Source organism: Pseudomonas sp. SO81 (assembly GCF_030374125.1).
Taxonomy (GTDB): Bacteria; Pseudomonadota; Gammaproteobacteria; order Pseudomonadales; family Pseudomonadaceae; genus Aquipseudomonas.
Genome location: NZ_CP126126.1, coordinates 990,416 through 1,013,921, shown reverse-complemented (window position 1 = coordinate 1,013,921; position 23,506 = coordinate 990,416). Strand labels below are relative to the sequence as shown.

At 65.4% G+C, this 23,506-nt stretch carries 22 protein-coding genes and 1 pseudogene; 13 read left to right on the top strand and 10 right to left on the bottom strand.

Features of this window, described 5'->3' with window-relative positions:
- Positions 1 to 10: 10 nt before the first annotated feature.
- The 3 genes from OH686_RS04820 to OH686_RS04810 all read right to left on the bottom strand — a co-directional run bounded on the left by OH686_RS04820 (position 11) and on the right by OH686_RS04810 (position 2,848).
- Complete coding sequence (locus tag OH686_RS04820) at positions 11 to 1,294, bottom strand: outer membrane protein transport protein (RefSeq protein WP_289536502.1); 1,284 nt, start codon at positions 1,292 to 1,294, stop codon at positions 11 to 13.
- A 158-nt stretch (positions 1,295 to 1,452) separates the two neighbouring features.
- The gene (locus OH686_RS04815; RefSeq protein WP_289536500.1) at positions 1,453 to 1,932 is read right to left on the bottom strand and encodes a hypothetical protein; all 480 of its coding nucleotides are present in this window, start codon (positions 1,930 to 1,932) and stop codon (positions 1,453 to 1,455) included.
- A 238-nt stretch (positions 1,933 to 2,170) separates the two neighbouring features.
- On the bottom strand, positions 2,171 to 2,848 hold the full coding sequence (locus tag OH686_RS04810) for a polysaccharide lyase family 7 protein (RefSeq protein WP_289536498.1): 678 nt from the start codon (positions 2,846 to 2,848) through the stop codon (positions 2,171 to 2,173).
- Between the two features lie 571 nt (positions 2,849 to 3,419).
- Here OH686_RS04810 and OH686_RS04805 point away from each other — a divergent pair.
- The 4 genes from OH686_RS04805 to OH686_RS04790 all read left to right on the top strand — a co-directional run bounded on the left by OH686_RS04805 (position 3,420) and on the right by OH686_RS04790 (position 8,008).
- Complete coding sequence (locus OH686_RS04805) at positions 3,420 to 4,793, top strand: choice-of-anchor Q domain-containing protein (RefSeq protein ID WP_289536496.1); 1,374 nt, start codon at positions 3,420 to 3,422, stop codon at positions 4,791 to 4,793.
- 222 nt (positions 4,794 to 5,015) lie between these two features.
- Positions 5,016 to 5,876, top strand: coding sequence for a metal-dependent hydrolase (locus OH686_RS04800; RefSeq protein WP_289536495.1), 861 nt, complete (start codon positions 5,016 to 5,018; stop codon positions 5,874 to 5,876).
- Between the two features lie 22 nt (positions 5,877 to 5,898).
- On the top strand, positions 5,899 to 6,912 hold the full coding sequence (locus OH686_RS04795) for a DUF2156 domain-containing protein (protein ID WP_289536493.1): 1,014 nt from the start codon (positions 5,899 to 5,901) through the stop codon (positions 6,910 to 6,912).
- A 40-nt stretch (positions 6,913 to 6,952) separates the two neighbouring features.
- Complete coding sequence (locus OH686_RS04790) at positions 6,953 to 8,008, top strand: fatty acid desaturase (protein ID WP_289536491.1); 1,056 nt, start codon at positions 6,953 to 6,955, stop codon at positions 8,006 to 8,008.
- A 64-nt stretch (positions 8,009 to 8,072) separates the two neighbouring features.
- Here the strand turns inward: OH686_RS04790 and OH686_RS04785 are convergent, their stop codons facing one another.
- From OH686_RS04785 to OH686_RS04775, 3 genes are all read right to left on the bottom strand, one after another.
- A complete protein-coding gene (locus OH686_RS04785; RefSeq protein ID WP_289536490.1) occupies positions 8,073 to 10,610 on the bottom strand; it encodes a penicillin acylase family protein in 2,538 nt (845 codons plus the stop codon).
- 107 nt (positions 10,611 to 10,717) lie between these two features.
- Positions 10,718 to 10,918: an SEC-C metal-binding domain-containing protein gene (locus OH686_RS04780; RefSeq protein ID WP_081963338.1), complete on the bottom strand. Its 201-nt coding sequence runs from the start codon at positions 10,916 to 10,918 to the stop codon at positions 10,718 to 10,720.
- Between the two features lie 4 nt (positions 10,919 to 10,922).
- The gene (locus OH686_RS04775) at positions 10,923 to 11,417 is read right to left on the bottom strand and encodes an LEA/WHy family protein (protein WP_502942773.1); all 495 of its coding nucleotides are present in this window, start codon (positions 11,415 to 11,417) and stop codon (positions 10,923 to 10,925) included.
- Between the two features lie 112 nt (positions 11,418 to 11,529).
- On the opposite strand from OH686_RS04775, the gene OH686_RS04770 reads away from it, so the two are divergent.
- A complete protein-coding gene (locus OH686_RS04770; protein ID WP_289536485.1) occupies positions 11,530 to 12,105 on the top strand; it encodes a hypothetical protein in 576 nt (191 codons plus the stop codon).
- Between the two features lie 40 nt (positions 12,106 to 12,145).
- Here OH686_RS04770 and OH686_RS04765 read toward each other — a convergent pair whose 3' ends face one another.
- From OH686_RS04765 to OH686_RS04755, 3 genes are all read right to left on the bottom strand, one after another.
- The gene (locus tag OH686_RS04765) at positions 12,146 to 13,210 is read right to left on the bottom strand and encodes a hypothetical protein (protein ID WP_289538827.1); all 1,065 of its coding nucleotides are present in this window, start codon (positions 13,208 to 13,210) and stop codon (positions 12,146 to 12,148) included.
- 111 nt (positions 13,211 to 13,321) lie between these two features.
- Positions 13,322 to 13,792, bottom strand: a complete 471-nt coding sequence (locus OH686_RS04760; RefSeq protein WP_289536484.1) for a YchJ family protein — start codon at positions 13,790 to 13,792, stop codon at positions 13,322 to 13,324.
- A gap of 4 nt (positions 13,793 to 13,796) precedes the next feature.
- Positions 13,797 to 14,294 (bottom strand): DUF6231 family protein, encoded by a 498-nt coding sequence (locus OH686_RS04755; protein ID WP_289536483.1) that lies wholly within the window; start codon positions 14,292 to 14,294, stop codon positions 13,797 to 13,799.
- A 426-nt stretch (positions 14,295 to 14,720) separates the two neighbouring features.
- Here OH686_RS04755 and OH686_RS04750 point away from each other — a divergent pair.
- Both OH686_RS04750 and OH686_RS04745 read left to right on the top strand, forming a co-directional pair.
- Positions 14,721 to 15,083 (top strand): annotated as a pseudogene (locus OH686_RS04750) (OmpA family protein); the annotation flags it as partial.
- Between the two features lie 132 nt (positions 15,084 to 15,215).
- Positions 15,216 to 15,953: a PA1041 family peptidoglycan-binding anchor lipoprotein gene (locus OH686_RS04745; protein ID WP_137972469.1), complete on the top strand. Its 738-nt coding sequence runs from the start codon at positions 15,216 to 15,218 to the stop codon at positions 15,951 to 15,953.
- A gap of 63 nt (positions 15,954 to 16,016) precedes the next feature.
- Here the strand turns inward: OH686_RS04745 and OH686_RS04740 are convergent, their stop codons facing one another.
- On the bottom strand, positions 16,017 to 16,481 hold the full coding sequence (locus OH686_RS04740) for a CopD family protein (RefSeq protein WP_289536482.1): 465 nt from the start codon (positions 16,479 to 16,481) through the stop codon (positions 16,017 to 16,019).
- 81 nt (positions 16,482 to 16,562) lie between these two features.
- On the opposite strand from OH686_RS04740, the gene dinG reads away from it, so the two are divergent.
- The 6 genes from dinG to OH686_RS04710 all read left to right on the top strand — a co-directional run bounded on the left by dinG (position 16,563) and on the right by OH686_RS04710 (position 23,469).
- Positions 16,563 to 18,710: an ATP-dependent DNA helicase DinG gene (dinG, locus tag OH686_RS04735; RefSeq protein WP_289536480.1), complete on the top strand. Its 2,148-nt coding sequence runs from the start codon at positions 16,563 to 16,565 to the stop codon at positions 18,708 to 18,710.
- Positions 18,711 to 18,737: 27 nt separating this feature from the next.
- A complete protein-coding gene (locus OH686_RS04730) occupies positions 18,738 to 19,562 on the top strand; it encodes an SDR family NAD(P)-dependent oxidoreductase (protein WP_289536478.1) in 825 nt (274 codons plus the stop codon).
- 84 nt (positions 19,563 to 19,646) lie between these two features.
- Entirely contained in the window at positions 19,647 to 20,678 is a 1,032-nt protein-coding gene (locus tag OH686_RS04725) for a glycosyltransferase family 2 protein (RefSeq protein ID WP_289536476.1), read from the top strand.
- A gap of 9 nt (positions 20,679 to 20,687) precedes the next feature.
- The gene (locus OH686_RS04720) at positions 20,688 to 21,656 is read left to right on the top strand and encodes a hypothetical protein (RefSeq protein WP_289536474.1); all 969 of its coding nucleotides are present in this window, start codon (positions 20,688 to 20,690) and stop codon (positions 21,654 to 21,656) included.
- The gene (locus OH686_RS04715) at positions 21,653 to 22,366 is read left to right on the top strand and encodes a hypothetical protein (RefSeq protein WP_289536473.1); all 714 of its coding nucleotides are present in this window, start codon (positions 21,653 to 21,655) and stop codon (positions 22,364 to 22,366) included. The genes OH686_RS04720 and OH686_RS04715 overlap by 4 nt, the downstream gene beginning before the upstream one ends.
- A complete protein-coding gene (locus tag OH686_RS04710; protein WP_289536472.1) occupies positions 22,363 to 23,469 on the top strand; it encodes a glycosyltransferase family protein in 1,107 nt (368 codons plus the stop codon). Before OH686_RS04715 ends, OH686_RS04710 begins: the two co-directional genes overlap by 4 nt.
- Positions 23,470 to 23,506 lie beyond the last annotated feature (37 nt).

The following is a 23,506-nucleotide window of genomic DNA, read 5'->3' as shown; positions in this document are numbered from 1 at the left end:
GAACCTGCCGTCAGAAGCGGTAGGTGGCCTGCAGGCCTACGCCGTGGGCGCTGTTGTTGTACTCGGCGCTGAAGCCCGGGGCGATCTCGCGCCCGGCCAGCTCGGTGGAGTGCTGGTTGACCTTGGCCTCGTTCTCGCGCAGGTAAGAGTAGGCCACGTCGATGGTCAGGTCGGGGTTCGGCGACCAGCCGGCACCCAGGGAGAACACCTTGCGGTTGCCCACCGGGATGCGCACGCTGCGGTGCTCGTTCTCGGCCGGCGACGGGTCGAGGGCCAGGCCGGTACGCAGGACCCACTGCGGGTTGAGCTGGTACGAGGCGCCGATGGCATAGGACCAGGTGTCGTGCCACTTCAGCTCTTCGCTGACTTCGCCGATCGGGCTCAGGCCGAGGATGCTCGGCGTGCCCTGGTTCTCGACCACGATCTCCTGCAGGCGGCTCCAGCGGGTGAAGGTGGCGCCGGCGTAGAAGGTCCATTTGTCGTCGAAGGCGTAGGTCACCGAGGTGTCCACGGTCTCCGGGGTGGTGAAGTCCAGGGAGGCATCGTACTGGCCGTTGAAGGCGCTGAAGATCGGGCCGTCACCGCCGGTGATGCGGGTGCGGCCTTCCAGGGTGTAGTCGACCTTGGAGTGGTAGGTCAGGCCCCAGGTCAGCTGGTCGGTGACGTCGACCATCACGCCGGCGTTGAAGCCGTAGCCAACGTCGTCGCCCTTGATGCCGACCTTGGTTTCGCCGGTGCCGAAGGCGGCACTGTTGTCCAGCTTGCTGACTAGCTTGCCCTTGATCTTGTTGATGGTCGGGCCGAAGCCGACGGACACGCGGTCGTTGATCTGGTAGCTGATGGTCGGCTGCAGGGTGACCACTTCCACCTTGCTGTACTGGCCCTTAAAGCGGCCGCCGAAGCTCTTCTCGTAGTCGCTGATCAGTGCATAGGGCACGTACAGGCCCAGGCCCCAGTGCCAGCTCTCGTCGATCGGGCTGGCGTAGAAGGCGAAGGGCACCGGGGTCAGCGGCACCATGTCGCCCTTGGCGGTTTCGTCACTGGCGTTGTCGAGGTCGACCTTGGCGTCGACCAGGCCGAAGCCGCCGGTCACTTCCGGGCGCTTGAGCTTGGTCAGGCCCGCCGGGTTGCCGAACAGGATGGAGGCGTCGTTGACCGCGGAGGCGCGACCGGCGAAGGAGGTGCCCATGCCGCTGACGCTCTGTTCGTTGATGGCAATTCCGTTGCCCAGGCTGTGAGTGGAAACCGCACCGATGGCCAGTGCGAGAGAAGTCTTCAACCAGAGTTTTTTCATTAGGAGGCTCACGAACAGCAAAAACGAGGGCGGCAAGCTAACCGGTTTGCCGGACCTTGCCAACCGCTCTGGGACGGCTTTTTCGTGAACTTTCGTTAACCCCGGGTCGGCCTGTAAGTGACTGGTTAGTCACAGAAAAGGTTCCACCTTTACCGCGTTCAAGCCGCCTGGTGAGGTTGTGGGATGCATTGCTGCCAGGCCTGTAGAAAGTCGCGCAGGCGGCCATGCGGATGGAACACCTTGCGCCAGATGCGCGCCATTCCGTGCAGGTCGTCGGCGGCCGGTAGCTCCGCATGTTCGCTCTCCACCAGCAGCCAGGCGATGGCCGTGGCGTAACGCAGGTTGACCGTCAGTTCGAGGTGCGGTGCGGCGAGGAACGCGTGTTGGCTGGCGAGGCCGCGGACCAGGCTGGCCAGGTCCGGATCGCGGGCCAGGTGCAGGTCCCACAGCTGCTCGTGGCGCAGGGCGCTGATGCGGTAGAGACCGTGGCCCTGGCTGTCGTCCAGCGCGCTGCCGAGTGCCGATTGACTGGCGGCGGCGCCCAGGAGCAGGGCTTCGGCGGTGGGTGAATGGCGCCCCAGATAGACGAGAGTGGGGCGGATGACGTGTTGGCACAGCTCGCTGGCAGCAATTCCCATGAGGCCCTCGCGAAAGGTGCCGGCGGGGTCAGGTGCTTGGCAGCTGTTCTTGGTTCTAATAAAGACCCCGCCGGAAGCGGGGTTAGCCGCTCAACTTGAAGTCTAGTGCGACAAATAGGATGTAAAGGCTTGTTTTTAAATCATTTGAGCCTCTAGTCGCGTCTGCATATGTCGAGCTGCGATTAAGAGTGATCTATTTACAAGCAAGCGCCGGCAGTAGCCGGCGCCTGTTACTCGCTTATTGGTGAGTGATCTTCAGTTGGTTGAACTCCGCGGCACCTGCCTCGGTGTTGTCGCCAATGTTGTCCTGAACATAGGAGCCGGCCTTGAAGTACATGGTCTGTGCGCCCCAGGTCGGGTCCAGCTTCGTCGTCCAGCGCTGGCTCACCGAATTGACCTTGGTATAGACCGCCAGCGTGCCGGCACGAGTGAGGCGGATGGAGTAGGAGAACGACTGGTTCATCGCTACGCCGCTGCGAATGGTGACGCTGACGCTATCGACACCCGGTTTGCTGCGATAAATCGCAACGATCTTCCCGGTCTTGTCCGAAGCGCTGTACTGGTACTGCACCTTGATGGGCGGATCGTCACCTTCAACGTTGTGGATCTGGCCGATCACGACCTTTCCGGTGGACGGAACCTGAGTGACTTTCAGCGTGGCGTCCAGGTTGTTGTTGTCGGCATCCTGATACTTCCAGTTGCGACGCGTGCCGTCGGCATAGGTCTCGCGCAGTTCGCTGCGCGGGTACTTGGCGTTCTTGGTGGTGGTGCCGTCTACCGGTGCCCAGAAGAACAGGACGCCATTGATGTTCTTGAAGTAGTCGTCCTGGTAACCGCCGGCGAGCATCGGGGTGTCGATGGTGGTAGCGGGTTCGCCAACAGGGATGGTGAGGTTCCAGGTGTTGAGGTCGATCATGAAAGTAAAAAACTCCGATGAATAAAGAGGTAAATCTCATTCGGAGCGCAGGTCGATCCCGACTTGAAAAACTGCCTAGCCGCCCTGCCAGTTACTCGCACACAGAATGAAGCTTTTGAAACCTGGCCAGTGATCCGGCCGGGGATGGAGCGCTTTATACGGAGCTGCGTCGGCTTTGGTAATTACCGTTCGTCGATATACTGGCGCCTACAAATTGACGGTAATTCGACACTGGATGCGATTTCTCTATCACATTGATGCGCAAGGGGTTTCCAACAGCGAAGCGGCGGATTGTCAATATTTGTTCGAAGATGACGACCGACGAACGGAAAGCCTCAGGCTAGAGCGGTTTGTGAAGCGATTCTCAAATCGTCAGGGGAGGATGTTTCAACAGCGAAACGGCTAATGGCGGCGGGATGTGAAGGGCGTCACGTGGCGTCGGCGGGGTGTCGGCGAACCCGAGAAGATTTCGTCAGTCTAGTGAGAGCTGCCCATCGTTCAGGCATCGATGGCGGTCGCCGGAAGCCGAGCATTCTCCGACTGGGAGTTCTCAATAATCTGGAGGATCGCCATGCACATCCGCTCTGCTTGCTTCTCTTCTATTGCTCTGGCCGCCGCGCTGTCCGCGCCTACGGCTCAGGGTGCCCCGACCATTATGGTCAGCAACACCCAAGACCTGTTTCGCCCGGCCTGCGTAAATGACTGCTCGCTGCGCGAGGCCATCTACAAGGCCAACCTCAACCCCGGCCCGGATCGCATCGAGCTGCGTCCGGGTACCTATCCCCTTACGCTGGCCGACCCTGGGTGGAACCCGGACGAGGAGCCCGATCCAGATGAGGACGTGGGTGTTCGCGGCGACCTGGATATCACCGGCGAGCTGACCATCGTCGGCGACATCTATACCAACACCTTTATTCAGGGTGTTTCCGATCGCCTGGTCGAAGTGTTGCCGGGTGCCAAGTTGAACCTGCGCAACCTAAGCCTGCGTGGCGGTCGTGCCGACACCTATGGCGGGGCGATACGCAACGACGGCGAGGCGGTGATCACCTACGTCGGCTTCTATGACAACCGCGCCACGCCGGGCATCCAGGGCAAGGGCGGGGCGATCGCCAACTTCGGCGAGCTGAATGTCAGGTTCAGCCTGTTCCGCGACAACAACTCCAACGGCGACGAGGGCTTCTCCGGGCGGGGTGGTGCCATCTACAACCTGGGCACGCTGGTGGTGCGCGACACGCACTTCCAGGGCAACAGCGTCACCGACAACGACGTCGACTACGCCCATGGCGGAGCCATCTACAACGAGGGAAATGCCGACGTGGCCCGTTCCTCCTTCGTCGGCAATCTGGCCGGGCAATATGCCGGCGGCGGTGGCGGGGCGGCGATCGTCAACAACGAGAGCGGCGTGCTGCGACTGGTCAACAGTACGGTCAGCGGCAACTTCGGCACCGACACCAATGGCGTGATCGCCAACGGCCTGGCCGGCTTCTCGCCCAGCGGCGCCGAGGCGCAGATGCAGCTGAGCTATGTCACCGTGGCCGGCAACGAGGGGCTCGGAGTCAGCAACCTGGGCAGCCTGGTGCTGCGCAACAGCATCGTCGCCGGCAACCGGCTCAACCAGGTGCCGATGAACTGCAGCCACCAGGGAGTTGGCTACCGGGCCCTGGGACTGTTGCTCGGATCGGACCTCACCACCTGCACCGATAACAGTGTCACGGTGGAGGACGATGTGGTGTTCACCCAGGTGCTCGCTGCGCGGCTGTCCTCGACGACAGTTGCCAACGGCAACGGGCCCGGCACCCAGTACCACCAGCTGCGCAATGGCAGCCCGGCGGTGGATGCCGGTCTGGGCTCCTGTACCCACAACGACCAGCGCGGCGTCGCCCGGCCGCGCGATGGCGACCGCAACGGCAGCTCGATCTGTGACCTGGGTGCCTACGAGCGTTGATAGGCCTGCCTGACCGGCGGTGCGGGCTGGCCGCCTTATTGGCTGGCTCGCACTGCTGACTCCGCTCGCCCCCCTCATTCCTTTCTTCCGGTACGCCATTCGGCCGATGTCGCGGCGCGTTCGTTGTGCTCTAGAGTCCCGTCGCTTATCGCAAGCGAGACAGGCCGGGCAGTGCTGTCCCTGCACCTCCAGCCAGATAACCATAACCACGGGGAATGCCTGATGAGCGATAACGCCAGCGACAGCCGGGATGTTCTTGCCGCCCGGCGCTTCGACATCCGCTACGACGAGCATGAAACGCCGCGGATCTGGGTCAAGGACGACGTCTTCCTGACTCATTGGCTGAACGCATACTCGATGACCATCCCCGACGGCGAGACCTTCATCGTCCAGACGATCAAGAAGTACCTCGGCCAGATCGAAGACCCCGCGCTGCTCCAGGAGGCGCGGGGCCTGATCGGCCAGGAGCTGTCCCATTCCCGCGGCCACGAGCAGTTCATCGAGGTGTTGCAGCGCCAGGGTTTCCGCATGCAGACGTTCCGGCGCTTCACCGGCTTCCTCTCGTTCAAGATCCTCACCCCGACCTCCACCGCACGGCAGCAGCTGGCCTTCGTGGTGGGCGTCGAGCGCATCAACGAGCTCTTCGCCGAAATCACCCTGAGCAGCGGCCGGTTGCGGCATTGCGATGCGCGGGCCGGCGCCCTGTACGAGTGGCACTTCGCCGAGGAGATCGAACACAAGTCGGTGGCCTTCGATGTGTACCAGGCCACCGAGGGCAGCCGTTTCTGGCTGGGCTACGGGGTGGTGATGGCCTACCTGGTCAACATGAGCTACCTGGCTCTGGCCTGCGCCACTTTCCTGCGCCAGGACGGCCAGTTGTTCCGTCTCGCTACCTGGCGCCGTGCCTTCCGCTACTTCTTCCGCGACGAGCGCTTCTTCGCGCGCATGACCCGTGGCTGCCTGCAGGTGCTTCGGCGCGACTTCCACCCGACGCAAACCGACAACCATGCGCTCGCCGAACACGTGCTGAGCAAGCAGGTGATCCGCGTGGATATCGGCGAAACCCAGCCTTCCGGGGGCTGAAGCGATGCAGACCGTTTCCACGTTGCTGGACGGCGACTGCGCCGAGCGGACGCAGCATTCACTGCTGTGGCCATTTCTGCTGCGCCACGGCAGCAGCGCGATGGCCTATTCCTCGCTGCAGCCCGGCGCGACCCAGTTCATTCACCCGCAGCTGGGCTATCTCGCCTATATCCCGGTCAGGCATCCCCTCTATGCGCCGCGCGGGATGAATGTGGTGATCGGCGACCCGATTGCGGCCAGGGCCGACTTCGCGCCGCTGCTCGACGCCTATCTGGCGGCCACCCGGGTGCTCACGGTGTTTCTCGACATCGGCAGCGCCTTCGCCGATGTGCTGAGCGCCCGCGGCTATCCGGTGAACGAGTTCGGCGTCAATTCGGAGATCGACCTGGCCGGCTTCGACCTCGAGCTGCGCGGCAAGCAATATGCCCACCTGCGCCGCTGGCGCAACAAGGCGCGCAGCGAAGGCGTCGAAGTGCACGAGGGGCGGCTCAGCGAGCAGGGCGGCGAGGAGCTGGACGAGCTCAACCGCGAATGGCTCGCGCGCAAGGGCGGCCATGATCTCGCCGGCCTGACGCGGCCACTGGTGTTGGAGGACGAGGAGGGCGTCCGCTACTTCTGGGCGCGCAAGCACGGCCGGCTTCTGGCCCTCGCCGTTTTCGACCCGCTGTACCGCGACGGCCGGGTCATCGGCTATCTGCACAACGCATCGCGGGCGATCAAGGACGCGCCGAACGGCACCAACGATGCCATCGTCCTGCATGCCATGGGTCAGTTCAAAGCCGAGGGCAAGGAACTCCTCACCCTGGGGTTGTCGCCGCTGGCGCTGAAGAAAGGCGAGGTCTATCCGCACAACGCCTGGGTGGCCTGGGCCTTCGACTTCATCTATCGCCGCTGCGCGTTCATCTATCCCTGCCAGGGGAATTTCTTTCACAAGCAGAAGTACTGCGGGCGCCAGGAGGCTTCCTTCGTCGCCGGCGTGCCGACGCTCAGGCTCTACCACCTGCTGGGAATCCTCAAGGCTCTGCGGGCCTTGTGATCGGCAGTCCCACAGGCACAACGTCACGAGGCAGGTGCATATGTCGGTACAGAACTCGCAGGAAAAACTCGCCAGAGGCCAGATGGTCGAGTTGGCGCAGCGCTACGCGACCCCCAGCTATGCGCGCTCGGGTTGGCAGATCGCGTCGACGCTGATTCCACATTTCGCGCTGAACTACCTGATCTACCAGAACTGGAGCGGGCCGCTGTGGATAACCGTTTCTCTGCTGCTGCTCAACAGCCTGTTCCTGGCGCGCAATTTCGTGCTGTTCCATGACGTCATGCACGGCTCGCTGTTCCGTTCCAAGCGCCTGAGCGATATGGTCGGCCCGTTGCTGGGGTTGCTGGTGTTCATGCCGGCGCACCACTGGCAGCACGAGCACAACATCCATCACGGCAGCACCAATGACCTGTCCCGCACCGGCATCGGCGACATGCCGCTACTCAGTGTTCGCCAATACCAGGCGCTGGGCCGCCGGCAGCGGCTCTACTACCGGATACTGCGCCATCCGGCCTTCTTCTTTACCCTGCACGCACTGTACAAGCTGGTGATCTTCCCCCGCGTGGTCGCGGACCGGCGCTGGCCGCGTCATGTGCACCTGTCCGTGCACCTCACCAGCCTGGCTATCCTGGTGATCGGGTTGGGCCTGTGGGCCTCGGGCTACGGCCTGGTGTTCGTGATCCAGCTGCTCAGCTACGCCCTCGGCACGCCGGTGATGGTGTTCCTGTTCTACATCAATCACCACTTCGAACAGTCACGCTGGTATCCGGCGCAGGAGTGGAACTTCGTCGACAGCGCGCTGCACGGCTCGTCCATCTTTATCTTCCCGCCGATATTGCGCTGGTTCTCCGCGAGCATCGGCATTCACAACGTTCACCACCTGATACCGCATATCCCCAACTACAACCTGAAGCGCTGCTGGCAGGAGAACGAGTTGTTCGTCAACTCCCAGGTGATTTCCTTCTGGGAGGGTTTGCGGGCGATGCGCCTCAGGCTCTGGGACGAGCGGACGGGGTGCTATGTGGGCAAGGAAGGCTATCGCTTCCCGGTTGCCGACGAAGCCTCTGCACCCGATACCAGCGCCTCCCCCGCGTAAGGGGAGGGGCTGGTCGGATTGGGCAGGTGCTGGTCAGTCGCGCAGCGCGTGATTCAGGCGATGGTCACTTGCCCGGCATCAGCATCAGGCGCTTGTTGCCGTAGACCTTGTCGACGTTGCGGCTCTGGAACGGGAAGCTCATGTAGCCGCCCTTGAGCCAGGCGTCGATTCCGTCGGCATAGTGCGGGCTGGCCGGGTTACCGGACTGGCCGGAGCTGTTGACCCCGATCATCGGTTCTTCCAGGCCGAAGTCGACCACCACTCGCATGGCCGGGATCAGCCATACGTTGAAGTCATTGCCCCATTCGTAGGCGGCCACGTTGAGGGTGCCGTGGTCGCCGCCGGCCGGGTAGGGGCCGCGATCCAGATAGCTGCTGATGGCCTCGATACCGCTGCGCTGGCTGGCGCTCAGGTAGGGCGCCATCTTGGTGGCTTCGCTGGTCCAGCGGTACTGGTGCAGCTTGCCCCACTGCCAGGCGCTGCGGTTGGCGCCCAGCTCGGCCTCCAGGTAGCTGACGGCGCCGGCCAGGCTGCGCGCCATGATCGCCGGCTTGTCTTCCTTCTGCGCGGTCTTCACGTCGTCCCAGAACGGGCTGTCGTCGCGCCCCAGCAGGTGGTCGGCCTGGGCCGAATAGCTGTTGTTGCCGATCTCCACCAGCGCACGCCAGGCCGGGCTGGTCTGCGGGCCCAGTTCATCGAGGAAGGTGGCCTTGGCGCTTTCCTGGAGGAAGGCGCTGTGCAACGCGGCGTCGGCGGAGGTGGCGGCCATGCGGCCATCGAAGGCCATCAGGCGCTTGTAGGCTTCCTCGGCCTTGCCGCGCTCGGCGGCCGGCAGGGCGGCGATGGCCTTCTTCAGTGGCGCGGCCATGCCCGGTGCGTCGAACATCGCCTGCAGCTTGCCGGCGAACGGCGTGGTCTGGTCGTACTGCATGGCGATCATGCTTTTCTGGTCATGCCTTCCGGAGCCGGCCAGCTGCGCGATGCGCTCGGCACGCTCGGGGTAGAACCAGGAATTGGACAGCTGCATGCCATAGCCGCGCGGCACCGTGCGGTGGTTGGCGGTGCCCAGCCAGCCCTGCATCGGGTCCTGGTCGTAGGGGTGTAGCATGGCGTCGGCGTAGCCGTCCCAGTCGTAGGCGCCGTCCCAGCCCGGCGACGGCACCAGGCCGGTGCCCTGCCTGCGGTTGGGGTAGCGGCCGGTGACCTGCCAGCCGATGTGCTGGGCGTCGGCGAATACGATGTTCAGCGCCATGGCGCGCACTTCGCGGGTGGCTTCGAAGGCCTGCTCCACGGACTGGGCGCGAGACAGGTCGAAGAAGGCGTCGATCGACTTGTCCGCCTCGCCCTGGATGGTGCGCAGGGCCAGGCCGTAGCCACTGGACATCTGCAGCGGTTGCAGTGGCGATTTGCGCTCGCCGAGGGCCGAGTTGAGCAGCGGGCCGTTGCGCGTCTCGTAGACGGTCTCGCGGATCGGTCGCTGGCCCCTGATGAAGAAGGTCTCCTGGCGCTCGCGGGCCGGCTGCCACTTGCCGTTGGCCTGGTAGTAGAGGCGGCCGCCCTCGCGCTTGACCTTCTCCAGGAACAGATCCTGGTTATCGCCCATGACCATGGTCATGCCCCAGGCCAACTTGCCGTTGAAGCCAGCGACCACCGCCGGCACACCGGCGATGGACACGCCGGCGGCCTGGAATTTCGGCGAGCGGATCTGCACGAAATTCCAGATCGACGGCATCGACAGCGGCAGGTGGGTGTCGTTGGCCAGCAGGCTCTTGCCGCTGCGGCTCTTCTGCGGGGCGATGGCCCAGTTGTTGGAAGCGGCGACGCCGAGCATGTTCAGCTCCGCCACCTGGCCGGCGGCGTTGTCCACCGCGGCCAGACCCGGAATCTTGCCGGTCAGGCTCAAGCCGCGCAGCTTCTCGGCTTCCTCGAAGGGCAGCGGCTCGTCCGGGTAGCTCGGCAGCAGCCAGGCCAGCTTGTCGGCACCGACCTTGTCCGCCAGGTTCAGCGAGGCGATTTCCTCCTGCAGGTTCACCGACAGGCCGAAGTTGAGCAGGCAGAACAGCAGTACCGAGTCCTCCGGCTTCCAGTAGGCCGGGCGGTAGCCGCTCTCGGCCAGGTCCATCGGCAGCTTGTCCTGGTAGCGGAACAGGTAGGCGTTGACGCCGCGCGAGTATACCTCGAAGAACTTCTTGATGCGCGGCGAGGCGTTCTTGTACAGCACCTCGGCGCTGGCGCGCAGGTTGACGGTGCGCATGAAACGGTCGATTTCCAGTACGCCGGGGCCGTTCATCTCGGCCAGGCGACCCTCGGCGAGCAGGCGCATGCCGACCATCTGGCTGAGGCGGTCGGCGGCGTGCACGTAGCCCAGGGCGAACAGCGCGTCGTGGAAGGTGGTGGTCTCGATCAGCGGCATGCCCAGCGGGTTGCGCCGTACCACCACACTCTGCGCCAGCCCCTGGACGCGGACGATGCCCTGGTCAGGATGGACGCTGCTGGCGTAGCGGCCATTGAGGAAGGACTGGCAGCCGCCGAGGAGCAGGGTGCTGCACAGGGTGGCGGCAGTGGCGACGAACAGCGGACGAGAAAACAGGCGCGAACCCATGACTGGCTCCTGGAGCAGGGCGGCGGACGATGGGCGGATTGTAGAGGGCGGAAGCAGCGGGGAGTAGGGGCCTGGCAGGGCATTGCGCCCTGCCGGGTGGGTTCAGGTCAGGCGCCGTGGCACTTCTTGAACTTCTTCTGGCTGCCGCACGGGCAGGGATCGTTGCGGCCGACTTCCTTCAGCGGGTTGCGCACCGGCTCCTGGTGATGATGGTTGCAGTGCGGGCCGTGCACGTGGCCATCGTCATCGTGGTGATGATCGTGGTCGTGGTTGCAGTCGGGGCCGTGAACGTGGGGTTGCTGAGTCATGAAGCTACTCCGGAATATGATCGCCGGGGATTATCTCGCCATTGCGCTGCAGATGCACGTCGCGGCCGAACAGCAGCCCGGTCTTCACCTCGCCGCTCAGGCGATAGCGGATCGGTCGGTTGGGATCTTCCAGGGCCTTGACCACGCCCTTGAGGTGGCGCCACAGGTTCGTGCGCACCGGCACCTCGAAGTTGCTGTGGCCATGGGCGGGAACGTTGAGCCACTCGCTGGACTCGCCTTCGGCCAGTGGCACGCCGTTGAGCTCGATGTCGTAGCTTAGGCCGCGCATCGGCAATTCGAAGTCGTTGGGATTGTCGATGCGAAAGCGCAGGGAAAACTGCTGCTCCAGCAGTTTGGCCTTGATCACATCGACCTTGACGAGGCGGACTTCCGGGTCCTGGAAGTCACCGCTGAACCAGCTGGTGCATCCCGTGAGGCCTGACACCAGACCGGTGATGATCGTCAGGGCGATGATGTGAAATCGCATCTGTGAAAACATTGCATCGCTCCAATGGACGCCCCAGTGTAACAAGCGGCTGCTTGGCGGCCACCTGCTGTTCCCAGAAAAAAACTGCGCCATACTGGGGGCCGAACTGGACAGGAGTGTGACCATGAGCCTCTACGAGATCGCCTTCGCCGGGCAGGTGGTGCCGGGTGCGGCGCTGGAGCAGGTGAAGGAGAATCTGGCGCGATTGTTCCAGGCCGATGCCCAGCGTATCGCCTTGCTGTTCTCCGGTCGGCGCATCGTGATCAAGAGCAACCTGGATGCCGCCGGTGCCGAGAAGTACCGCGCGACCATGGAGCGCGCCGGGGCGCTGGCCATCGTTCAGGCGCTGGAGGTGGAAGAGGTGGAGATGGCGCCGCCGCCGGCCCCTGCTCCGGTTGCCACCCCCGTTCCGGCACCTGCCGCAGTAGCTGCGGCGCCGGTTGCTGCCGCCAACAGCGCTACCTCGACGCGGGTGATTCCACGTGACGAGTACATGGCGGCCTTCAGTGATGTGCAGGCACCGGACTTCGGGATCGCGCCAGTAGGAACCGACCTGCAGGACGCCAAGCCCGAGGTCCAGGCCCCACAGGTGGATTTCTCGCAGTTCAGCCTGGCACCGACCGGCAGCGACATGGGCCAGGCCAAGGCCGCGCCGGCCGGGCCGCCGCCCGACACTTCGCACCTCAAGCTGCAGGAGTGAAGAACAAGGCCCGCATTTGCGGGCCTTGTCTTGTGCGGCTTCAGCTCTTGCTGGTCGTGCACTTGGCCTGGGCCTGAGGCGGCGTAAGGTTGCGGATCGAGGTGTAGAACAGCTCGCAGGTCTGCACCTTGTCGGTGACCTGCCATTTTTGCGTGCAGCTGTTGAGGGTCTGCTGCGGGTCGGCGGAAGGGTTCTGGCCCATGCCGGCCTGCCAGCAGGCGGCGCTGATGTCCTGGCCCATCACCTTGAGCCCGGCGGCATCGGCCTTCGCCTGGTCGCCGCCGTAGTTCTCCGGATCGGCCGCGTACCAGATATAGCTCGGGTGGTTGGCGCCGAGCACCGGCACGTTCTGGCCCGGTGCCGGGGTGATCTCGTCCAGGCCCAATACGCCGATGTTGACCTTGTACTGATTGTTGACCCAGGTGCGCACCGGTCCGCCGAACGCGACCATGGGCAGCGGCGTGCCGCTGCCGGCGGTGAGCTGGGCGACCATCGTCGTCTGGTAGTCGGTGAAGTAGCTGTAGACACCTTCCAGATCGCTGCCGGCGCTGGCCGGTGCGGCGATCGGAGCAATGTCGATGATGGTCTGGTAGGCCGGGGTCTGCGCCGCCGCCACGCCGTTCTCGGTCAGCAGCGAGGCCCAGCGGTCGGTGGTCTTGGACTCCAGGTAGTCCTGGGCCTGGGTCAGCGAGTAGTCCGGTGGGAAGTGCAGCAGTTCCACGCTCTTGCGGTTGTCCAGGGCCATGCCCAGGGGCAGGAAGAAGTACCAGCTGTACTGCCACTTGCCGTCACCGTTGAGCTTGCTGGCGCCCTCGAAGGCCGAGTCGCCGGCGGCCAGCAGGTTGCTCAGCGGGGTGCCGTAATCGGCGGGGACACCGCTGAAGCTGGCCGTTAGCATGTCGCCGCTCTGGCTGACCTTGACGGTGGCATCGGTGTAGCCGTCGCGCTCCAGGCTCTGCTGCAGGTAGTGCTCGGCGGTCTGCTCCAGCGTCCAGTCGCGATAGCAGATCACGCTGCAGTTGTTGGGGTAGGCGAACAGGCGGGTGACGCGCTCGCTGCTGCCCAGACTTACCTGCACGTCGTCCGCCTGCACGGCACCGACCATCAGCAGGGCGACCAGGCCGGCCGCCGCTCCACTGTGCTTGTGCTTCATCTACTGCTCCTTGTTGGCCCCGGCCCCCGCCGGGTTCTGGCTAACAAATGAAGCAGAGTTTTCTCAGCTCAGGTAGCTGCTGCAGCACTTCTTGAATTTCTGTCCGCTGTTGCAGGGGCAGGGGTCGTTGCGCCCGGCCTTGAGTGGCGTGGTGGGGTCGAGGAAGTACCAGCGGCCTTCGCGCTGGACGAAGGCCGAGCGCTCACGGTGGCTGTGCTCGCCGCTGCCATCGTGCCAGCGCGCGGTGAAAGTGACGAAGGCGTGCTCGGGCTGCGCGCCGATCAGCTCGCTGCCTTCCACCTCCAGCCCCAGCCAGGTGCTGCCCAGGCTCCAGGCGCGGATGCCGTCGCGGTCGAGACCCGCCTGCTGGGCGGGCAGGGTGGTGGCCACCAGGTAGTCGACCAGGCCCAGCACATAGGCGCTGTAGCGCGAGCGCATCAGGTGTTCGGCGCTAGGGGCCGGAGTGCCCTGGTGATAGTGGCCGCAGCAGGCGTCCAGCGAACTGCCGCTGCCGCAGGGACAGGCTTGGCTCATGGCATCACCACCAGTACTTGCCGAAGTTCTGCGGATTGGCCCAGAACTTGGCGTTCAGCCAGTCCGGAACCTGCTTGTAATCGCGCAGGTCGTAGGTGAACAGGGTCAGCGTCTGGCCTTCGCGCTGGAAGCTTTCGCTGGCCTGCAGGGCCAGGGCGAACAGCTCGGTTTCCTGCCAGCCACAGGCTGCCAGGTCGACCAGCACGGCCAGGCGACTGGCGTTGAGGTTGCGGATGCCACCGAGCAGTTCCAGCGCAGTGCGCTTGGGTAGGTGCTCCAGGCAGTCCACCACCAGTGCAAGATCGTAACGCTGGGCCGCCAGTTCCGCCGGTAACGCCCCGGCCGGAGCATGCGCCAATAGAGTTTGCGGATGGGCTTCCTGGAAGGCGGTTACCGCCGGCAACTGGCTGGCTCCGACCAGCAACAGACGCTGCGGCGTATGGTGATCGAGCAGCGCGGCCAAGGCCTGCTGCGGGGTGCGTGAGGATGGAGCGTGAGTCATATGGTGAAAATCCCGAATTCGAATGCCAAGACTATCGCGCTCCGAGCTTATGGCCTATGGACCTTGGTATGGAAACTGCCTATAACTGGCAGATAGTAAGGAAGCCATCTTTACTTCTTTGCTGTCGGTTGTATGCCGATTCCCTACAGGAGACCTAAGAAGATGAGTATCACAAGGAAAGCTGTACCCCTGATCCTGGCAAGCGGCCTGCTGACCGGCTGTGCTGGCATTCAGAAAACCGACTGGCCGACCTGCGCGGCCGTTGGTGGTGTGACCGGTGCTGCACTGGGTGCGATTGAAAGCTCTGAGTGGGCCGGTGGCGGTGCGCTGGTTGGCGCCGGTATGGCCGCGGCTTATTGCTGGGTGCACGGCGCCGAAGAGCAAGTGGCCGTGGTCGAAGAGACCGTGGTCGAGGAGACCGTCACTCCGGAGCCTGCTGAGCCGGTACGCGTCGAGCTGGACGTCAAGTTCGACTTCGACAAGGCCGCGGTCAAGGCTGAAAGCCAAGGCGACATCAAGGCACTGGCTGATTTCATGAGCCAGTATCCGTCCACCAGCACTGTGGTTGAAGGTCACACCGACTCCGTCGGCACCGACGCTTACAACCAGGGTCTGTCCGAGCGTCGTGCCAATGCCGTACGTGACGTACTGGTCAACCAGTATGGCGTCGGCGGTGACCGCGTGAGCTCGGTGGGTTATGGCGAAAGCCGTCCGGTGGCTGACAACTCCACCAGCGAAGGCCGTGCCATCAACCGTCGCGTGGAAGCCGAGGTTGAAGCTCGCCCCTAAGTAGTCATCTCCCGGCAAGGCGGCTGCAGCATATGGCGCAGTCGTCCACCGGGACTGGCTTGTACACTTTGGGGGACGGGTCTTTACTCCTGTGTTACCGGTAATCGAACCGGTGACACAGGAGATCCCGCCATGAGAAGAATCTCAAGGGCAGTTGTACCCCTTCTCTTGGTCAGTAGTGTTCTTTCTGGTTGCGTCACGACTTCCAGTACGGGAGATGCGCCGCTCAACCAAGGGAACTGGCCCATTTGCACGGCGATTGGCGGCCTGGCCGGAGGAGGTCTTGGCGCCATCGAAAGTTCTACTTGGGCAGCTGGAGGTGCCGTGGCCGGTGCGGTCATCGGAACTCTCATCTGCTATGCCCAGGACGGCGACCAGGATGGCGATGGTGTATTCGATCGCCGCGATCGTTGCCCCGATACCCCGCCCAACACTCCGGTACGGCACAACGGTTGCCCGCTGCCCACCTACCCGGATTCCGCCCCTGCCGCTGAGCCTGTAGTCGATGCAGGTGATCCGGTGCGTGTCGAGCTGGACGTCAAGTTCGATTACGACAAGTCTGTGGTCAAGCAAGAGAGCCAGGCCGATATCAAGGCAGTGGCCGACTTCATGAGCCAATACCCGCAGACCAGCACCACGGTGGAAGGCCACACCGACTCCAATGGCTCCGATGCCTACAACCAGGGTCTGTCCGAGCGGCGTGCCAATGCCGTGCGTGACGTGCTGGTCAACCAGTACGGCGTCGCGGGTGATCGGGTGTCGTCGGTGGGATACGGCGAGTCTCGCCCGGTGGCCGACAATGGCACCGACGAGGGGCGTGCCGTCAACCGTCGGGTTGAGGCGTCAGTCGAGGCGCAGCCCGCGCAATAGCGTTTTTGGCGGTGATCTACTCCCGCACCACTCTTGGGTGGTGCGGGAGCTGATTCGACGCTATCAGAAAGTCGGGCGGGCGGCCGCAATGGCCACCAGGGCAAGCCCCACCAGCAGATTGCTTCCCACCAGACGGCGGATGCGTCCGAGGGCTTCTCCACCCGCCGGCCAGTTCTGTGCCTCCACGGCCTGACGCAGCAGCGGCAGCTGCAGAAAGCGCACGCGCAGGAACAGGGCGAGCATCACCAGATACAGCCCCATCATCACCTGTACATAGCGCGGCGCCGTCTCGAAGCCGGCGAAGCGCATGTGCAGCATTCCCACCCCGGACACCGGCAGAAGCAGCACGGCGATCCATACCCAGAGAAAGAAGCGGCGGAACACTTCCAGCCACAGGGTCAGGCGTTCCGGTGCCTGCAGTTTGGCCACGGCGGCCGGGCGCAGGATCATCCAGGCGAAGAACATGCCGCCGACCCAGACCAGGGCGGCCAGCAGGTGCACGGCATACATAGCAGAGAAGACGGTCATCGGGAGTCTCGGTCGCGGGATGGCGCGCGAGCATAACCTATCGGTAAACTACTGAAAATTTATCCAGCCTTTTCCGCGCCCATGCTCAGCTCCGAACTCAAGTCCCAGATCCAGGGCGCCTACAGCCGTTTTCTCGAAGCCAAGGGGCTCAAGGCCCGCTATGGCCAGCGCCTGATGATCGCCGAAGTGGCCAAGGTGCTGGGGGCGATCAAGCACAACGAAGAAGGCCAGCGCGATGGCGAGCCCGCCGTAGTGGCGGTGGAGGCGGGGACTGGTACCGGCAAGACGGTGGCCTACAGCCTGGCCGCCATCCCCACCGCCAAGGCTGCCGGCAAGCGCCTGGTGATTGCCACCGCCACCGTGGCGCTGCAGGAGCAGATCGTCCATAAGGACCTGCCGGACCTGATGCGCAACGCCGGCCTGCAGTTCAGCTTCGCCCTGGCCAAGGGCCGCGGTCGCTACCTGTGCCTGTCCAAGCTGGACATGCTGCTGCAAGAGGGCCAGGCGCAGAGCGCCACGGCGCAGATGTTCGAGGAAGAAGGCTTCCGCATCGACGTCGACGAGAACAGCCAGAAGCTCTATAGCAAGATGATCGAGAAGCTCGCCGGCAACCGCTGGGACGGCGACCGCGACAGCTGGCCGGAGGAACTGGAAGACCAGGTCTGGGGCACCCTGACCACCGACCACAGCCAGTGCACCAATCGCCACTGTCCGAACTTCCAGCAGTGCGCCTTCTATAAAGCGCGCGAGGGCATGACCAAGGTCGACGTGATCGTCACCAACCACGACATGGTCCTGGCCGACCTGGCCTTGGGCGGCGGCGCCGTGCTGCCGGACCCGCGCGAGACGCTCTACGTGTTCGACGAAGGCCACCACCTGCCGGACAAGGCCATCGGCCACTTCGCCCATTTCACTCGCCTGCGCAGCACCGCCGACTGGCTCGGCCAGGTGGAGAAGAACCTGACCAAGCTGCTGGCCCAGCACCCGCTGCCCGGCGACCTCGGCCGCCTGATCGAGCAGGTGCCCGAGCAGGCCCGCGAGCTGCGCACCCAGCAGCAATTTATGTTCAGTGCCTGCGAACAGCTGGCCGACTTCCGCGCCGGCGAGGACATGGAGGGCCGCGAGCGCCCGCGCCATCGCTTCGAGGGCGGCCTGGTGCCCGAGCACCTGCGCGAGCTGGGCATCGAGTTGAAGAAGGGCTTCGCCAAGCTCACCGATGTCTTCACCCGTCTCACCGAACTGCTCAAGCAGGCCATGGATGACGAGGGCACCAGCATTGGGCTGGCCAGCCACCAGGCCGAGGAGTGGTACCCGTTGTTCGGCAGCCTCCTGGCCCGCGCCCAGGGCAACTGGGAGCTGTGGACCGCCTTCACCGTCGAGGACCCGGAGGACAGTCCGCCGATGGCGCGCTGGCTGACCCTGGCCGACAGCGGTGCACTGTTCGATATCGAGGTCAACGCCAGCCCGATCCTCGCCGCCGAGACCCTGCGCCGCAACCTGTGGAATGTCGCCTACGGGGCCCTGGTGACTTCGGCCACCCTGACCGCGCTGGGCACCTTCGACCGCTTCCGCATGCGTTCCGGCCTGCCCAAGGCGGCGGTTACTGCCGTGGTGCCTAGTCCGTTCCACCATGCCGATGCCGGCGTACTGCGGGTGCCGGACCTCAAGGCCGACCCGCGTGATGCCGCCGCCCACACCGCCGCCATCATTCGCGACCTGCCGGCACTGGTGAAGGGCGCGCGTGGCACCCTGGTGCTGTACTCCTCGCGCAAGCAGATGCAGGACGTGTTCGACGGACTCGACCGTGACTGGCGCAAACGCGTGCTGATTCAGGGCAACCTGTCCAAGCAGGAGACCCTGAACAAGCACAAGGCGCGGGTCGACGACGGCGAGGAGAGCGTGCTGTTCGGCCTGGCCAGCTTCGCCGAGGGCGTCGACCTGCCCGGTGCCTACTGCGAGCACGTGGTGATCGCCAAGATTCCCTTCGCCGTGCCGGACGACCCGGTGGAGGCGGCGCTGGCCGAGTGGATCGAGGCGCGCGGCGGCAATCCGTTCATGGAGATCGCCGTGCCCGACGCCTCCCTGCGCCTGATCCAGGCCTGCGGTCGCCTGCTGCGCACCGAGGCCGACCGCGGCACCATCACTCTGCTGGATCGCCGCGTAGTGACCCAGCGCTACGGCAAGGCCATCCTCAACGCCTTGCCGCCGTTCCGCCGCGAAATCGCCTGAATTCATTCACCTGCCAGGGAGTTGGCCATGCGCACCATCCTGATCACCGGTTGTTCCACGGGCATCGGCCATGCCACGGCGCTGGCCTGCCGCGCCGCCGGCTGGCGGGTGTTCGCCTCGGCACGCAAGGTCGAAGACGTCGCCCGTCTGCAGGCCGAAGGCTTCGAGGCGGTGCGCCTGGACCTGGACGACTCCGCCAGCATCGCCGAGGCCCTGGCCTGGGTGCTCGAACAGAGCGGCGGTGGCCTGGATGCACTGTTCAACAACGCTGGCTACGGCCAGCCCGGCGCTATCGAGGACCTGCCGCGGGTGGCCTGGCGCGAGCAGTTCGAGAGCAACCTGTTCGGCCCCATCGAACTGACCGCCGCGGTGCTGCCGGTCATGCGCCGCCAGGGTCACGGCCGCATCCTGTTCAACAGCTCGGTGCTCGGCTATGCGGCGCTGCCGCTGCGCGGCGCCTACAATGCCTCCAAGTTCGCCATGGAAGGGTTGGTCGACACCCTGCGCCTGGAATTGGCCGGCAGTGGCATCGAGGCGGTGCTGATCGAGCCGGGCCCGATCATCGCGCGTTTTCGCGCCAACAGCCTGCTGGCCCTGCGCAAGCACGTGGACACCAGTCGTGGCGCGCATGCCGCCAGCTATGCGCTGATGGAGGAGCGCCTGGCCAAGGAGGGCGCCGCGGTGAAGTACACCCTGCCGGCGGAGGCGGTGGCCGAGGCGGTGCTGCAGGCGCTGGACAGCCGCGTGCCGCGCACCCGCTACCCGGTGACGGTGCCGGCCAAGCTGTTCCGCGTGCTCAATCGCCTGCTGCCGGATCGGCTGCTTGACCGGATGAAAGGCGGTACCGTCTGATGCCGACGTGAGCTGGCGCAAGTCGGTGCGGATGGCGGCCTGCTAGGCTGCCGTCATCGCTCATGGATGAACCGAGGGGCAAGGATGAACCTGCACGATCTGGCCGCACGTACGGCCCTGGTACTGGAAACCAACAACCTGCGCGGTGGCGCCGACCTGGCCAAGGTGGCCGGCAGTCTCGGCCGCCTGTTCGAGCACCTCAAGGGCCAGAGCTTGCCGCTGGACCGCCTGGCTCAGGTGGTGGTGACCCACGACGGCCTGCCGGCGCAAACCTGCGCCGAGCTGGTTCGCAGCTCCGGTCTGGCCCTGGAGTTTGTGCTGATCGATGCCAGCACCGGCTACTACTCGGCGAAGAATCTCGGCTTCGCCGCCACTGACGCCGCGCGCTGTGATCATGTGGTGTTCGCCGATGCCGACTGCATTCCCGCCGCCGATTGGCTGGAGCAACTGCTCCTGCCGCTGTGCGGCGAGCAGCCACCGGCCGTGGTGGCCGGACGCACCAGCTACAGCACCAGCCTGGCCGGCACGGCGCTGACCACCATCGACTTCATGTATTTCCCCAGCCCTTTGCAGGCCGGGGCCACCCGTAACTTCTACGCCAACAATGTGGTGTTCCGCCGCGACGTGTTCGCCGAGCATGCCTACCAAGCGCTGGACGGCGTGTACCGCGCCCACTGCCAGGTGCTCGGCCTCAACCTGCAGGCTGCCGGTGTGGCCCTGCATTACGCCGCCGCAGCGCACACCGAACACCGCCTGCCGGACAGCCGCGGCGAAGCGCTCAAGCTGCGCTGGATGCGCGGTCAGGACTCGGTCGGCCTGACGCCCTATCTGTTGCGCGCCTATTTGCCGGCCCGCCTGCAGTGGCTCGCCCGCAGCGGCCCGCTGGCGCCGCTGGCGATCCTCTTTGCGCGTCTGGGCTTCAGCCTGCGCGCGCTCAACCAGCAGGACCTGCCGCCCGTGCGCGGCCTGCGCCTGCTCGGCGCCATGGGCCTGATAGTGGCGTTCTCCGCCGTCGACATGTGCGGCGCCCTGGCCCGTGGCCTCGGCATCAATACCCTGGGCCGCAGCGATGCCGATGCCCAGGCCCTGTCCTACCACAAGCCCGCCATCCACTGAGGAACGACCATGGAAGTGTCGAAGTTTCTAGCGCGCAGCGCCCTGCCACTGGTCCTGGGTCTGCTCTCCAGCCTGGCCCAGGCCGAGCAGTTCAGTGGCCGCGGCGTGCACACCTTCGCCAGCGCCAGCGGTTGCCCGCTGGCGCCGCTGACCAGTTGCAACCGCATCGCCCTGGACGACGAGCACGGTCGCGTCGAGCTGGACCAGACGGCCGGAACCATCCTGTTCGGCAATGGCCACGAGTACGCCGATGAAGCGGTGATCGGCGACGTGCTGCTGCACGGCCAGGCCAAGGCCGCCGATGGCCGCGTGGTGCCGGTCAGCCTGCACCTGCTGGTCAGCAAGGATGGCCAGGAGTGGAGCAGCAGCGTGCATGCCCACGCGCCGGTGCCGGGCGATCTCGGCGAGGTGCGCCTGGACGCCTACCGCATCGAGGCCGAGGTCGATGGCAAGCGCCAGGTCCTGCTGCCCCACGAGCAGGCGCTGCAGACCCTGGCGTCGCCTTCCACCGCCGCCAGGCTGGCCAAGCAGTTCGTCCAGGTGCGCGACAACCGGGTCGAGGCGGCCAAGGCCGAGTACGCCGACATCACCATCGCCCTTGGCCTGGAAAAGGCCGCGCTGCCGGCGGTACGCGCCAGCCTGCATGCGCCGGGCGGCCATGGCGACCTGGCCAAGACGCTGCAGGGCGGCAGCTGGACCCTGGAACTGCAGGCCCTGCGCAGCCGTTTGCCGCTGTCAGTGATCCAGCGCGACCTGTTCCTGTTCGGCATGGAGAACGTCGAGCTGCTGCAACCGCTGAGCAGCGAGGGCTTCGCCAAGCACGACAAACTGCTGCTGGGCGCCCGCGACGGCAAGGGCTACCTGGCCTTCCGCGGCCAGCAGATCGACTACCCGCAGGCTGGCGCAGCCGCCCAGGCCTTCCTGCAGGACAGCTTCATAGGTCTGGTGCTCAGCGGCCAGCAACACGCCAGCCAATGACCGTCGTCCACCTGTCGGCCTTCGCCGCACCGCGGCTGCGTGGCTGGCCGCGTCTGCAGGCCTGGCTGGTCGATCGCATCAAGCGCGCCGCCCTGCGCCAGCTGCACGGCAGCAGGGCCGGTGAGCTGTTGCTGCTGCGCATCTACCTGATCGGCGAAGAGGCTACCGAGAAGACCCTGCAGCACGAGCTGATGCCGACCGCGCCGGCCTGGCTTGAGCGTCAGGTGCAGCAGCACCTGCGCGAGGAGCAGGAGCACAGCGAGCTGTTCGCGGCGGCCATGCGCGAGCGCGGCATGCAGCCGCCTGCGGAGCTGCGCCTGGACTGGCTCAGCCGGGCCAAGATCCGCCGCTGGCAGCGCATCGCCCGACGCCATGCCCCGCATTTCCAGCAGGGCGTACTGGTGCCGGCCTATGCCATCGGCCTGTGTGCCGAACAGATGGCCGAGCGGGTGCTGGCGCGCCACTGTGCGGTGCTGGCCGCCGATCATCCGCTACAACCGCTGCTGAGCCGCGTGCTGCAGGACGAGCGCAAGCATGTGCGCCTGTGCATGCGCACCCTAGGGCTGAGCGTGGGCGATGCGGAGATGCCGCGCCTGCAGCGCATGCTGGCCGAGGCGCGGGCGGTGGACCGGGCCTTCGGTGTCAGCGGGGCGCTGGGCATGTACCTGGCCGGCGTTGGCCTGCGCTTGAGGGCGCGTTTCGCCGGATGAAACCACGAATTCTCTATCTGGCCACCGCCGATGCCCGTGGCCATCTGATGCGTGCCCAGCTGCTGGCCCATGCCCTGATCGAGCGCGGCGCCGATGTACAGGTGCTGACCACCTCGGACGCGGGCGCGACCTTCCTCGGCGAGTTCGGCATCGCGGCCGAGGTGCTGTCGCGTCACTACGCGGTGCAGTTCGACGAGCGGCAGAACATGCAGCGCGGCGCCACCGACGGCAATGTTGCGCGCTACCTGTTCGACCCACGGCACATGCTGCGCGATATCTGGCGCCTGCGCCGCCGCATCGCCACGGTCGACCTGCTGGTCAACGACTCCTTCCATCCGGCGCTGCTGGTGATGGGCTGCCTGCCCGGTTGGCGGCGCAAGATCGTGCATGTCTATGGCGCCAGTCTGCGGCGAGCGTTGCTGGATAATTTCCAGGGGCGCCTGCCGAACTGGCTGGCGCGGGGTTTTGCCGCGGCCATCGGCTTCGAGCTGCGCCGGGCGCGGGCCTGCCTGCAGCACGATTTCGCCTATGCCGCGCCGGCGCGGGTGGCGCCGCGGGTGTTTAACCTGCCGACGCCGATCGCCCTGGCACAGCTTCCGCAGCAAGTGCAGGGGCCGCGCGCCGCCGTCTATCTCAATCCGCATTTTCGCGATCCACAGCTGGCTACAGGTCTGGAACAGGGGCTGGCGGCCATGGGCCTGCAGGCGCTGCTGGTGGGCGAGGGCTATGCCGGACGCGCCGGCTGGACACCGCGCGATCCGCAATGGATCGATGCCGCGGCGCATAGCGCGTTGATCGTCTCGGCACCGGGCATGGCCGCGCTGTCGGCGGCCCAGGTGTACCGCCGACCGATCCTGCTGCTGGTCACCGACCAGCCGGAGCAGCGCAGCAACGCCGCCCGCGCCGCCGAGCTGGGCCTGGTGCACGAGGTGGTGTGCTGGTCGGGCGATGCCCGGCTGTTTGCCACACAGGTGCAGGAGGCCCTGCAGCGGTTGCGCGCAGCGCTGGTCGAGGAGGGCGCCGATGCTGGCTCGCAGCGGGCACAGCAACGCCTGGATGCCTGGGGCGATTGTCTGCTGGAGCTCGCCGCAGAGCCCAAGTAAGGCGTTTCGGGGTGGCATTGGCAGGCCCGCCTGGTGT